General features: G+C 71.8%; 8 protein-coding genes. 4 read left to right on the forward strand and 4 right to left on the reverse strand.

The window, feature by feature from the left end; genetic code table 11:
* Positions 1-34: 34 nt before the first annotated feature.
* Positions 35-1,429 carry a Si-specific NAD(P)(+) transhydrogenase gene (gene sthA, locus CMC5_RS15685; RefSeq protein WP_050431192.1) on the reverse strand — a complete coding sequence of 465 codons (1,395 nt, stop codon included), beginning with the start codon at positions 1,427-1,429 and terminating at the stop codon, positions 35-37.
* 23 nt (positions 1,430-1,452) lie between these two features.
* On the reverse strand, positions 1,453-2,103 hold the full coding sequence (locus CMC5_RS15690; RefSeq protein WP_050431193.1) for a hypothetical protein: 651 nt from the start codon (positions 2,101-2,103) through the stop codon (positions 1,453-1,455).
* A gap of 421 nt (positions 2,104-2,524) precedes the next feature.
* Here CMC5_RS15690 and CMC5_RS15695 point away from each other — a divergent pair, with 421 nt between their 5' ends.
* Positions 2,525-4,327: an RNA polymerase sigma factor gene (locus CMC5_RS15695; protein WP_050431194.1), complete on the forward strand. Its 1,803-nt coding sequence runs from the start codon at positions 2,525-2,527 to the stop codon at positions 4,325-4,327.
* A 59-nt stretch (positions 4,328-4,386) separates the two neighbouring features.
* Complete coding sequence (locus CMC5_RS15700; RefSeq protein ID WP_050431195.1) at positions 4,387-5,004, forward strand: hypothetical protein; 618 nt, start codon at positions 4,387-4,389, stop codon at positions 5,002-5,004.
* 98 nt (positions 5,005-5,102) lie between these two features.
* On the opposite strand, the gene CMC5_RS15705 is transcribed toward CMC5_RS15700, so the two are convergent.
* Positions 5,103-5,783: a hypothetical protein gene (locus CMC5_RS15705; protein WP_050431196.1), complete on the reverse strand. Its 681-nt coding sequence runs from the start codon at positions 5,781-5,783 to the stop codon at positions 5,103-5,105.
* A 114-nt stretch (positions 5,784-5,897) separates the two neighbouring features.
* On the opposite strand from CMC5_RS15705, the gene CMC5_RS15710 reads away from it, so the two are divergent.
* Positions 5,898-10,901 (forward strand): serine/threonine-protein kinase, encoded by a 5,004-nt coding sequence (locus CMC5_RS15710; RefSeq protein ID WP_050431197.1) that lies wholly within the window; start codon positions 5,898-5,900, stop codon positions 10,899-10,901.
* Between the two features lie 7 nt (positions 10,902-10,908).
* Here CMC5_RS15710 and CMC5_RS15715 read toward each other — a convergent pair whose 3' ends face one another.
* A complete protein-coding gene (locus tag CMC5_RS15715) occupies positions 10,909-11,598 on the reverse strand; it encodes a hypothetical protein (RefSeq protein WP_050431198.1) in 690 nt (229 codons plus the stop codon).
* Positions 11,599-11,795: 197 nt separating this feature from the next.
* On the opposite strand from CMC5_RS15715, the gene CMC5_RS48510 reads away from it, so the two are divergent.
* A complete protein-coding gene (locus CMC5_RS48510) occupies positions 11,796-13,169 on the forward strand; it encodes a lamin tail domain-containing protein (RefSeq protein WP_050431199.1) in 1,374 nt (457 codons plus the stop codon).
* The last annotated feature ends 89 nt before the right edge of the window (positions 13,170-13,258 follow it).

Here is a 13,258-nt window from a genome sequence, read left to right on the forward strand (position 1 = left end):
ACTCGGCCGCCCCCCGCCCCCACGGGCGGCCGGTCTAGAACACGCGGTTCAGGCCGTTCAGTGCGGCGACGCGGTAGGCCTCGGCCATGGTCGGGTAGTTGAACGTGGTGTTCACGAAGTAGAGCAAGGTGTTCGCCTCGCCCTTCTGGGACATGATCGCCTGGCCGATGTGGATGATCTCGGCGGCGTTGTCGCCGAAGCAGTGGATGCCGAGCAGCTCCAGCGTGTCGCGGTGGAAGAGGATCTTGAGCATCCCCACGGTGCGGCCGGTGATCTGGGCGCGGGCCAGAGACTTGAACTGCGCCTGGCCGACCTCGTAGGGCACGCCGGCGGCGGTCAGCTCGCGCTCGTTGCGGCCGAGCGAGGAGATCTCGGGGGAGGTGTAGATGCCGGTGGGGATGTCCTGCACCAGGCGGTGCTCCAGGCGGCCCTCGACGATCTGCGTGCCGGCGAAGCGGCCCTGGTCGTACGCGGCGCTGGCGAGGGAGGGGAAGCCGACCACGTCACCGACGGCGTGGATGTGGGGGACGGCGGTCTGGTAGGCGTCGTTCACCTTGAGGTTGCCGCGGCTGTCGATGGCGATGCCGAGCGCTTCGAGGCCCATGTCGACGGTGTTGCCGGAGCGGCCGTTCGCCCAGAGGAGGACGTCGGTCTTCAGGCGCTTGCCGCTCTTCAGGTCGAGGATCACGCCGTCATCGGCGGTCTCGACGCGCTCGATCTCCTCGTTGTGGCGGATGATGCAGCCGAGATCGCGCAGGTGGTAGGAGAGGGCGTCGATGATCTCGTCGTCGAGGAACGAGAGCAGCTTCTCCCGCGTGTTCACGAGGTTCACCTTGACCCCGAGCATGCGGAACATGCTGGCGTACTCGCAGCCGATGACGCCCGCGCCGTAGATGGTCATCGACTGGGGCATCTCGATCATGCCGAGGATGGTGTCGGAGTCGAAGACGCGCGGGTGGTTGAAGTCGATCTCCGGCGGGTGGTACGGGCGCGAGCCGGTGGCGATGACGAAGTGCTTGGCCGTGAGCGTGTCGGTGGCGCCGCGGGGCTGGATGACCTCCACGGTGTGCGCATCGACGAAGCGGGCGCGGCCCTCGACGACCTCGACGCGGTTCCGCTCGTAGAAGCCTTCGCGCATGCCGGCCTGGCGGTTCGTCACCGAGCCGGCGGTCTGCACCAGCTCGCGGAACGTGGGCCCGTGCCCGGCCGCCGCGCGGTGTCCGGGGAGGTTGCGCAGGTCGACGAGGCGCTGGATGGCGTGGCGCAGCGTCTTGGAGGGGATGGTGGCCGTGTGGGTGCAGGCGCCGCCCACCGCGCTGCGATCCTCGATCACGCACACCCGAAGGTTGGCCTTGGTACACTTCATGGCGGCACCTTCCCCACCGGGGCCGGTACCGATCACGACGACGTCGAAGGGACGGATGCTCATCAGGCCGGCATCCTAGGGAGCGCTCAACGTCGGGGCAACGTCCCGCCGACTGGAACGATGAGGCCGAGGCCGAAAACCAGGCCAATGGGCTCCATTTCCCACTGCCTCTTCTGATCGATCCACACCTCGGGCTGCCCGGCGAGCCACGCGACCTCCGCGATGCCGCGCAGCACGAGTCGCCGCGCCAGCGTGACGTCGATGCCGGTGCGCAGTCCCACGGACACGAGCCAAGGATCCTGGGTCTCGACGACGACGCGACCGTCTCCACGCGCGCGCAGCTCGCCGATGCCGAGCGACGTGCAGAGGAACCAGCGCCCGCGGTGCCCGCACACGGTGGGGACCGCCATCACGATCCCAGCGTCGATCGGATGCCTGGCCAGCACGGCCTCGCGATCGATGGAGAACAGCGTCCGCGCCTCCAGCGCGAACGACACCTCCGGCCAGCGGAAGCCGACGTAGGGAGCCACGCCGAGCGAGGGCCCCGGCAGGACGCCGAACGCGAAGAGGGGAATGGCGCTCAGCTCCGCGTGAGGCCAGCCGTCGCTTCGAGACGTGGTGGCAGGTGCGGGAGCAGGAGCAGGAGCAGACGCGGGAGCAGGCGCGGGCGCCGTGGCGAATGCTGCCGTGGTGAACAGGGACGCCGCGAGCACCGCTGGTGCAATCAGCAGCTTCACGCGCGCACCTTAGGGCTGCGCGCAGGGTCCTTGGAAGCCGCATCGGAGCGCGCGTGGTGGTTCTCGATCGATTGTGCTGATCGTATTTGTTTTGCCAAAACAATCGGTGAGGCAGGCGCCGTATCGTGCAAGAGCGTCTGTATCGACGAAGTTGCTGCGGATTGTCGTGACCGGAGGCAAGTCCGCTCGCTGCGCCACCAATTCGTGATTCCGAGCACTGGCGTCCGAGGTCGCTGCGCGCCCCGGTGAGCGGATCCGACCATGCACGCAGATCATGATCCCATGGCCATGTATGCGAAGTGTGAATGGATGAGGGGAAGGGCCCGCAGGAGGGGTCCTGGTTCTGCGGGAATTTGCGAAGGGCGTGGGGAGGCCCGGAAGGCCCGGGAAAAGGGCGCCTGCTGGCCGGAACTAAGTGAGTATGAGGCGCGCCCGCCGAAAGCTCAGCCAGAACGGTCCCCTGGACAAGGAGCGTGCCTTTCGGCTCCTGTTCCGGAAGAAGACTTTCGCGTCGGTATGGCACTGGCTGGAGCGCCTGGGGGTACCGGTCCGGGATCGGCGGGACGTGGCGCAAGAGGTGTTCATGGCCGCGCACCAGAGCTTCCACACCTACGATCCGATGCGCTCGCGTCCGGAGCGCTGGCTGAACAAGATCACGGTGCACGTGGCGGCGCATTACCGTGACCGGGCCCAGCACCGGCGTGAGGAGCTGACGCCGGACGATCATGACGATGTGGTGGACGAGCAGCCGGGCCCCGACGAGCTGATCGGTGTAGAGGAGGAGCGGCTGGAGGTGATCGACCTGCTCCAGACGCTGGACGTGGAGCTGCGTGCGGTGCTGATCGCGCACGACATCGACGGCATCCCGATGATGGAGATCGCCGATCAGCATGGGATCCCGCTGTCGACGGCATACAAGTGGCGGGCGCGCGCGGTGAGCGCGTTCAAGGCGGCGGTGGAGCAGCGGCGTCGCGAGGAAAACGAGCGGATCGGCGGGGTGGCCATCTTCGGGCTGCTCGATACGGACGCCGTCCTGGCGACGCTGCGGCGCGCCGTGGACGCCACCCGCGCGCTGCCAGAGGAGGTCGCGGCGGCGCGGTCCGAGACGATCGAGGCGATGCGCGAGGCGTTCCTCGAGCAGGTCGGTGGTGGATCGCGGCCCTTCGAGGGGGAAGAGGGCAAGGAGGGGGGCAAGGAGGAAGCGTCGAGCGACGAGCGGGAGACGCGCGAATCCGGGGACCCGCGGGACGCGCGCGCGCTGGACGAGGGCGACACGCGCGCGCCCGGGAAGCGCGACGCTGGTGCGCAGCAGGAGGGAGGACCTGGGAGCGGGGGGTCGACCTCGGTGCGGGGTGGGTCAGAGGCGCTGCGCGGAAAGCGCGCCACGGCCGTGAAGGTGATGACGGCCTCGGTGGCAGCGCTGGGGATCACGGTGGGCGTGCTGTGGCCAAAAGCGAGCGCGACACCGCTGAACATGGCGGCGCAAGGGGGAGAAGGCTTCGTGGAGCCGGCCGCTTCTGCGCTCGTCGTCGGCGTAGCGGCCGTCGTCGGCGCTGCGGCCGTCGTCGGCGCGGCGGCGCCCGATGTGTACGCGATGGAAGCGTCTGCGTCGGGGGGGGCGGAGGCTTCCTCTGCGAGCGCGGTCTCCACGGCGATGGTGCCATCGTCGGCGAGGGGCGTCGCTGGGGGGCCGGTGCTGGGGGGCGTCGCGCCTCCGGCGGGATTTCGGAAGGGGTCGTCGCCAGGAGCGCTGCATGTCACCGCGGGGCCGGCTGCCCATGGAAGCCAGGTGCCTCGCGTGACGCCTGCGCGAAGCGTTTTCGCCGACGCCCTGTCGGTCGCCGCGACACCGGCACCAGCGGCCCCGGCCATCGCGACAGCGGCCCCGGCCATCGCGACAGCGGCCCCGGTGATCGTGGACGCTCCGGGGGAGAGGATGTCCGCGAAGGTCGCTCCCGATCAGGATTTGATCCTGTTCGATCTGGCCCGGGCTGCGCTGAAACGGAGGGATGGCGGCGAGGCCCTTCGCCTGCTCGAACAGCATACGCGCGCGGTGCGGACGACGCGCTTCGCTCCCGAGCTGATGCTGGTACGCGTCCGCGCGCTGATCCTGACGGGCCAGGAAGGCGAGGCGCGGGTGGCCGCCAGGCGTCTGGTGAAAATTTCTCCGAGTGCGCTGCGGTGGTCCGAGGTCAGGAAGCTGGTCGAGTCGCGGATGGACTGAAATCGAGCGCACCGTCGGCGGGCTGCTCGTTTTCGAGGGAGAGCTGGTAGACTTGCCGCATGCGTGCTTCGGTGGTGGTTTCCTTGGCCGCTTTCGCGGCGATGAGCGTGGGAGCTGGTCGCGCGTCCGCGCACGAACTCTACGTGACGGCGCTCCCCAACGCGGGTGAGCCCAGGGCCGTGGGGGCCTCGTCGGGGACTGGACGTTGCGATTTCTGCCACGCCGGGGCCCAGGTGGGGGGGATCCTCGGGGGAACGCGGACCGCGTTCGGTGAGTTGTTCGTCAACCAGGGGGCGAACCCCGACAACGCCTTCGCGCTGTGGCTGAACCTCTCCCGCGAGGACACCGATGGGGACCAGGTCACGAACGGGGTGGAGCTGGGCGATCCTTGCGGGGAGTGGACGCGAGAGGAAGAGCCGGAGCGCACGACCGACATCAGCAATCCTGGAGACGCGAGCGACACGACGAGCGCGGTGGGGAAGGAGTGCATTCCGCTCGACCTGAGGTCGGCGGGAGCTGGGCCAGCCCCGGCGCATCCCGGGTTCGAGCCGGGGTTCTGCGCCGTGCGCGGTGGGCCTGGTGCCGGGCAGGGGAGTTCTCCGTGGATCTTCGCCGCGACCGCGGCCGCCGTTGCGCTCCTGCGCGAGGGGCGAGGGCGTCGACGCCGCGGCGCCTGATTCCTGCTGCATCGCGAGCGTCGGGGCCGAGAGGCCCTGAGCCAGGGGCCGCAGTCCTCCTGCCAGGGGCCGCAGTCCTCCTGCCAGGGGCCGCAGTCCTAGGGAGCGGGCGAGGGGCTGGCTGGCGGTCCGGGGGGTGTGGGCTTTCCGGGGGGCGTGGCCTCCTCGGGCGCCTTCGCTGGGCGCGCGTAGCGGATGAACACGACGTGGCTGTGGCCTTCGCTCGGGGCCGTCCTGAGGGCGAGCTGCTCGCCTGCGACGAGCTTGCGGAAGTGATCCGCCGTGAGCCGCAGCCCGTGGCCGTGCGGGGAGATGCCCTGGACCTCGTAGCTGCGGTCCTGCGGATCGGCGATGTGCGCGGCGGGGATGATGAGCTCGTGGTCGTCCTTCCCGCCGATCTGGATCTGGCAGACGTTGACGCGCTCGGGGGGCTCCTCGGCGGGGGCGCAGCGCACCAGGAGGCGGTGGATGTGTCCTCCTTCACGGCTGCAAGGGGCGCGGAGGATCTCGCCGGCGCCGAGCTTGCGAAAGTCGTCGGGGGTGAGCGTGATCGCGTGCGGGTGGCCGGCGGTGCCGGTGAGGTCGTAGGTCTTCTCGACGCAGGCCTTGATGTCGTCGAGGTGGACCTGGAAGAGGTGCCCGTGGTTCGTGCCGACGCGGGCGTCGATGCGGGTCAGGTCGGTCCTGGGCTTGCCGCACTCGTCGGCGTGGGCCGCGTCCGGGAGCAGGGGAAAGGCAGCGAGCGACGCGCCGAGATGCAGGAGGGTGCGGCGGTGCATGGGTGGGGGTCGATGCTAGCGGACGTCCAGGGCCCTCGGGGCGACGCAGGTGTGCTGCCCGCGAGCACGTGAGGCGTCCGTCGCGAGGGCGCCGGTGGTAGGTTGGCGTCTCCCATGGGGCCACTCGAGGATCCCGCCCAGGAACCCGCCGACGGCTCCACCTTGATCGACGCTTCGGGCGGTACGCTGCCCGATCCGTCGGGAAGGGCGGGGAGCGGGCGCGTGACCTCGCCCGAGGGGCCCGCGGTGCGGGAGCGGGCACCGGGGGACGTGCTCGATCGGCGCTACCGGCTGTGCGCGCGGATCGGGCGGGGTGGGTTCGGTGACGTGTGGCGCGCCGAGGAGCTGTTGCCCGGTGGGGCGGCGTTCCGGCAGGTGGCGCTGAAGCTGCTCGTCGCGGACTTCGCGGACGCGGCGCACTGGATGAAGGAGGCGAAGCTGCTCGCGTCCTTCCGGCATCCGTCGCTGGTGACGGTGTACGCGGCGGGGATCTTGAACGACGCGCCGCCGAGCGTCGCAGGGGCGTCGGTCCCTCCGCTGCCTTCGACGCCTTCGGTGCCCTCGGTGCCTTCAGGGCCGGTGGCGAGTGGCTCGGTTCCACCAGCGCGTCCGCTGCCGTTCGTGGCGATGGAGCTGCTGGAGGGGTGCACGCTGGCCGAGGTGCTCAAGCAGCGGGGGGCGATCCCCTGGCGTCGGGTGCTGGCCTGGGCGCGGGATGTGGCTGCGGCGCTGGACGTGATCCACGCGCGGGACGTGGTGCACCTGGATCTGAAGCCGGCGAACCTGTTCCTCGACCGCGATGGGGCGGTGAAGGTGCTCGACTTCGGCATCTCGCGGCAGTCGGGCGCGCAGCCGGTGCGGGCGCTCCGAGCGCACGGGCCGCCGTCGATGCGGGAGGTGGACGACAGCGCTCCGACGGCGGCGCTGGTGCCGGGGCAGACGGCGTTCGCGGCGACGCGACCGGCCGCGCCCGCGGTGGCGACTGCGGCGGGGCGGACGGCGCGCGGGGTGGTGGGGACGCCGGGGTTCATCGCGCCGGAGGTGATCGGGATGGCGGAGCCGAGCGCTGCCACGGACGCCTATGCACTGGCGGTGTGCGTCGTGCAGCTCGCGACGGGGATGCTGCCGCACGCGGCGCCCGAGGAGCCGAAGGACTGGTCGGATCCGTCGAGCGTCAGCGCGTGGTGGTCGGCGCTGCGCGAGGCGACGCTGGGGGGGAAGCTGCGGGATCTGGCGGCCGATCCGGCGCGGCTCCCGCAGGGGCTCCTCGCGCTCCTCACGCGGTTGCTCGCACCGGAGCCCGCGGCGCGGGGGGTCGTCGCGGGGCGGCTGCGGGCGCTGCTCGACGAGGTGTGGCTGAGGCCCCACGGGGTGCCGGCGGTGCCGTACGCGGGGCTCGCGGCGCTGCCGTCGACGTTCGAGGGGGTGCTGTTCGGTCGCGACGACGATCTGGGTCGGCTGGGTCGGGAGCTGGAGTTCGAGCCCGCGGTGGTGCTGGTGGGGGCGCGCGGGGTCGGGAAGACGTCGCTCGCATGCGCGGGGCTCGCGCCGACGCTGGCGCGGGGGCAGGTCGATCAGAAGGACGACTGGGCCGTGGTGATGGTACGGCCGGGCGAGGATCCGGAGGGCGCGCTCGCGGCGGCGCTGGGAGAGGTTTCGCCCGAGCTTGCGACGGTGGACGTGGACACGCTGCTGCGCTGGTGTGCGCTGTCGCCGGTCGGGCTCGCGGTGGTGGTGGATCCGATGGACGAGCTGGCGGTGGCCGCGGAGAAGTCCGGGCGGCTCGCTGCGCTGTGCGCGGCCCTCGGCGCTGGCGAGTGCCTGCCCGGGGTGCGCTTGATCGGGGTGCTGGGGGAAGATCTGGCGCCGGTGTTGCTGGACGGGCCGCTGGGGGATCGGCTGCGCGGGGCGCTCCGGTACGTGGGGCCTCCGGCGGCGTCGACGGTGCGGGATCTGGTCCAGGGGCCAGCGCGGCTCCGGGGCGCGCGGCTCGAAGGGATCGAGCCGGTGATCCTGGAGGTGCGGCGGGAGCTGCGAGAGAACGCGGGGGCGCTGCCGTTCGTGGCGCTGGCGCTCTCGGCGTTCTGGGGAGCGCGGCGCACGATCGGGGGGCAAGAGAGCCTGAGCGGGGAGGCATGGAAGCGGCTCGGGGGTGTGCGCGGCGCGCTGGCACGCCACGCCGATCGGGTGTTCGCGTCGCTCTCGGCGCCGGAGCGTTCGCTGGCAGAGGAGATCTTGCTCCGGCTCGGCGCTGCGGACGAGTCGCCGCTTCGCTGGCAGGAGCAGGAGCTGATCGAGGTGGTGGCGTCCGATGGGGACGCGGTGCGCGCGCTGGTGGGCGTGGCAGGCGTGGCGGGCGTGGCGGGCGCTGCGGGCGCCGAAGGCGGGGCGTCGGGGCCAGTGAGCGTGGCGCGGGGAGCCGCAGGGGTTGCAAGTCCGCCCGGGGGGGCGTCGGGAGCTGCCGATGCGGGAGGCGCGGGGGGAGAAGCGGCCGTCGGCCAGGTGCTCGCGACGCTGGAGCGCGCGTTGCTGGTGCGGCGCCGTGGTGGGGCCGTGGAGGTGAGCCATCCGGGGCTGCTCACCGGGTGGCCGCTGCTGCGGGCGGTGCGGGACCGGGAGGCGCCGCGGTTGCGCGTGCTGGAGCGGCTGCGCGAGGCCGCGGACGCCTGGGAGCGCTCGGGGTACAGCGCCGCGCTGCTGCTGCGCACCGACGAGCTGCGCAAGGTGCCGGCGCACGGCTTGACGCGCGGAGAGCTCGAGCTGGTGCGCGCGAGCCGGCGACGGGCGGGCTTCCGGCTGGCGCGGAGGATCGGGACGGGGGTGCTGCTCTCGGCGCTCCTCGTGGGCGCGGTGGGGACCGAGCGGGTGATGGCCACACGCCAGTCCGAGGCCGACGCGGCGCGGCGTGCGGCCGAGGCGCGGGCGGATCTGGCGGAGATCCTCGACAAGTCCCGGCGCACCGAGGATCCGTACGCGCGCGCCGCGTTCGCAGCCGAGGCGATGGCGCGTGGGTCGACGGACGCGATGCTGCCGCTCGACATGGGGAGTGTGGTGTCGCGGCTGTCGCGCGCGCAGTTCCTGACGTCCGATCCGATCAGCGCGCCGGCGCTGCCCTGGGACGATCGCTGGGTCGTGGGCGCCGGGCCCGGGGGGACGCTGTTCGTGGGGGATCTGCGATCGTCGGAGCCCGAGCCGGTCGTGGATCCGGCGGTGGAAGAGGCGCTGGAGGGGGTGTCGTCGAGCTTCCCGACGCCGCGGGCGCACTCGCTGCGGATCCACGAGACACCCATCGTCGAGCGGGTGCCGTTCGCGTTCGACACGGCCGTGGCGACGCGCGCTGCGTCCGGTGAGGTGCGGGTGGTGCGGCTGCGCGCGAGGCATCCGCCTGCGCTGGTGGCCGTGGCGCCGGTGCGGTGTGTCAGCGCGCTGCACGCGGCGGCGGCGGCGCCGGTGCTGGCGTGCTCGACCGAGGAGGGGATCGCGCGCTGGGATCTCCGGCGCGGGACCGGCGCGCCGGCCGTGGATCGGCACGCGTTCCGGGGGGTGGTGCTGGACGTGTCGCCAGACGGGACGCGCGTGGCCGCTGCGCTGGGGCGGAAGGTGCTCCTGTGGGAGCCGCGGCGGCAGAACGGGGTGACGGTGCCGGGCAAGGAGCTGGAGGTGACGCTGCGGGGTCCCGCCATGCTGGGGAGCTGGAGCCCGAGGGACGCCGTCATCGCGCTGGTGGAGCCGGGCAGGTTCGCGGTCTACCCGTTCCCGGGTGCGGGTGCCGGTGCCGGTGCCGGTGCCGGTGCGGGTGCCGGTGCCGGTGCGGAGGTGCGCCCGTTGATCGCGCGCGCGATCGACATCAACCCGGCGTCCGCGCGCTGGGATGCTGGAGGGCTGGACTTCGGGCTGTGCAGCGCGAGCCGAGAGGGGGCGTGGTACTACCTGAGGCGCGGAGGGCGTGCTGCCGAGGACGCGCCGCCCGAGGGCTCCCCGTGCGCGGCCAGAGGGCAGCTCACGGCCGAGGTGCTGCGCTCGGAGCGCGATGCGCCGGAACTCGCGGATCTGGAGATCGGTCCGCATCCCCTGGCCGGTGGGTTCCGTCTGCCCGATGGCCGCGTGCTGAGCCGGGATCTCGTGCTGTTCACCCCGGGGGCATCCGTCGCGGGGCGGCTGCTGCGGTTCGTGGGCCGTGACGCGGCGGGCGAGGAGCTGCCGGCCGGGGATGGAACGTCGGTGGCGGCGGTGCTGCGCGACGACGAGCAGGTGGCCTTCCAGATCGGAGATGCGGTGCACCTCCACGACGTGCGGAGCGGGCGGAGGCTGCTCTCGCACGAGGGTCGCCTGGTGCGCCGCTGTGATGGGGGTCGTCTCGTCGGGGCGAAGGCGGAGGGCGATGCGTGGCGCTTCTTCGACGTGCGCACGGGTACGGCGTTCGCGCGCGCGCGGCGATCTCCTGGGCTGTTGCTCGGGCTGTCGGCGGACTGCAAGCGCCTGGTCACCCAGTCGCTGGACGGGGTGCTGCGCGTGGCGCCGCTGGGGGAGGAGGGGAGCGCAGCGCGGGTGATCGGGGAGCTGCCCGGTTACGTGTTCGATGTCGCGCCGAGCGCTGCGCGAGACGGCGTCGGGGCGAGCTTGCTGCTCGCGTCCAGCTCCGGGGCGGTGGTGCGCGTGGACGACGCCACGGGGGAGGTGAAGGTGCTGGCCCAGGCGATCCCCCATGCGACGGCGCTGGGGAATGGCCCTTCGCCCGGCGACGTGGTGTACGTGGACAGCACGGGCGTGGCGCTGGTGCGCGCGTCCGGAGCCATCGAGCGGCTGCTGGAGGCGTCGTGGGGGGCATCATGGGAGGATTTCTCGGTCGCGCCCGATGGTCGGACGATGCTGCTGTCGTCGGTCGATCGTGTCGCTGCGCTCGACCTGTCGCGGGGTGAGCTGCTCGGTTCGGTCGACGCCGAGGGCTGTGAGCGGCTCGCGCCCTGGGACGATGAGGGATCGGTGCTGGCGTGGTCGTTCGATCGGGTCGGCATGCCCGAGGGGCGGGTGATCCCGCGTGGCGCGTCGCTGGTGCAGCTCCTCGCCCGCGTGACGTCCAACCTGGAGGTCACCCAGAAGCGGCTGACGCCGCGCTGACGGACGTTCAGTCGACGGAAGGGACGGTGGCCTCGACCTTGGTCGTCTGGCCGCGCGCGCCGGGAGGCGCACGGAAGGCGAGGCCGGAGAGTTCGCGTCGCATGCACTCGGCGGCCTCCTCGTGCCTGGGATTGGCGGCAGTGGCCTCGATGCTCGTGGGGATGAGGTAGCCGTTCTCGTCGATGCTGAAGGAGAGGGTGATGCTGTCGGGCGGCAGGATGGCGCCCTCCGCGTCCCGGCAGCGCTGGACGAGCACCCAGTAGAGCTGCGCCCGCGCCGCTTTCTCGATGGCCGGCGAGGACATGCGGCCGCCGATGGTCACGTCGCCGAGCGTGACCCGCGGGCGCGGGGACTCGGTGCCGTTCAGGTGGAGGACGGGGGCGTCGGGGGCGTGGCTCGAGGTGGCCGTACCGACACGGCTCGTGCCGTTCTCGCCGGTCGGCGAGGCCATCGCGCGGGGGGCCGCGGCGAGGAGCTCTTCCAGGGCCGCCGCGCTCGGTGGTCCGAGCAAGGGGGCCGCGCTGCTCGTGGCGGGGGGGGCAGAGCGGCGCGCCCCAGGGGCTTCGTCAGGGGCCGCGGGAGGGGGGGGCGCCGTGGCCAGGGGAGTCGGAGGGGCGTCGCCTGGTTCGCACGCCGTGGCGAGCAGGGCGGACAGGGCCATGAAGAGGGGCGCGAGCAGGACCGTGGCGCGGCGCACGCCACGAGCCTCGATCGAAATGAGGGGGCGCGCAATCCCTCGCCTTCGGGACGAGGAAGCCCATTCCCGGGGCACGCGGTTCGTGCATAGCATGGGTCTCGTTGCGGGGAGTTCTCGCCACGGAGCGCGGCGCAGTCGGACATGCTGCGCTCCCGGTCCATCCTCACCTGTATCCGCACCTGCGCACGAGGTCGGTCATGAAGCGGCTCACGTCAGCACTCGCGCTCGCCACGGTCTTTGCGTCACCTTCCGCAGCCCTCGCGGCGGGCCAGAAGCTCCTGCTCTCCGAGGTCGTCCCCTCGGGTGATCAAGCGGAATTCATCGAGATCTACAACCCTGGCCCTGCCGCGGTGACCCTGACCAATTACTATCTTGCCGATTACAACACGTATTACAACTCGGTGAACTCCGTCGCACCGTCTGGTGACACGGACTTTGTGATTCGCTTTCCGGCTGGAGCTGTGATCCAGCCGGGTCAGTTCCAGACCGTCGCCCTCAAAGGCGCCGAGTGTTTCCGGATGAACTGCGGGGCTGGCGGTGTGTTCCCCGGCTTCGGTGTGTACCCGACCTACGAGGTGCTTCAGGCCGACGCGACGAAGAGCAGCGCGAGCATCCCCGATATGGTCATTCCTTTCACGAACGCCTTCGGCGCCAATGCAGGATTGACCAACGGAGGCGAGCCCGTGGTCCTGTTCTACTGGGACGGCATGAGCGATCTCGTGTCCGACGCGGACTACGTGTACTTCGGGACGGGCAGCGGTTCGAACGCGGGGATCAACAAGACCGGCGTGTCCGTGGATGGCCCTGACGCCGACTCGACGCCCTCGATGTACTTGCCGGAGACGGCGGACAACGTGGCCCGGCATGCGCCGGTGCATCTGGACTCGACCATCCAGGTGCGGACCACGTGCCGTGTGGACTTTGCCGAGACCGGGCAGACGATGAGCGGGAGCAATGGCGTGGCGGGCGCCGACGAGACCAGCGAGAACGGGTCGGTCACCTGGGACGACTGCACGGTGGCGACGCCGAACGACGGTGACCCCGATGGCGACGGCGTGCTCAGCTCCGTCGACAACTGTCCCACGGTCGCGAACCCCAACCAGGAAGACTCGGACGGCGACGGCGTGGGCGACGCGTGCGAGGGCATGGGGACGGGCGGCGGCGGTGCAGGAGGGAGCAGCGGCGTGGGCGGGGGGATGTCGGGGAGCGGTGGTGGCCAGGGGGGCGCTGGCGGCGCCGGCGGCGCTGGTGGCGCTGGGGGTGACGGCGGCGAAGGCGGCGTCGTTGCCAGCGGCGGTGCAGGAGGGACTGGTGGCGCTGGTGGAATTGCTGGAGCAGGCGGCGCTGGCGGTGAGCCTGGCGCTGGCGGTGACGGCGGAACCATCGGTACACCTACCTCGTCCGGCAGCGGCGGGAGCGGGCTCTCGCACGGTGGCGCGGATGGCTGCGGATGTCGCGTTGCCGGGGACACGCGCGGTGCTTCTGCTGGAGCGTCGGCGCTTCTCCTGGCGGTCGGTGCGCTGGCCCTGACGCGACGACGGGGCAGCGATCGCAAGCGTCGGTCCCCCTGACGCGCTCTCTCGCAACGCCCAGAATTCCTGCCCTTCGCGACACGACGCACTTCCCCGGTTCGACCGGAGCGCGTCGTGCCCGCTTGCTC

Source organism: Chondromyces crocatus (genome assembly GCF_001189295.1).
Taxonomy (GTDB): Bacteria; Myxococcota_A; Polyangia; order Polyangiales; family Polyangiaceae; genus Chondromyces; species Chondromyces crocatus.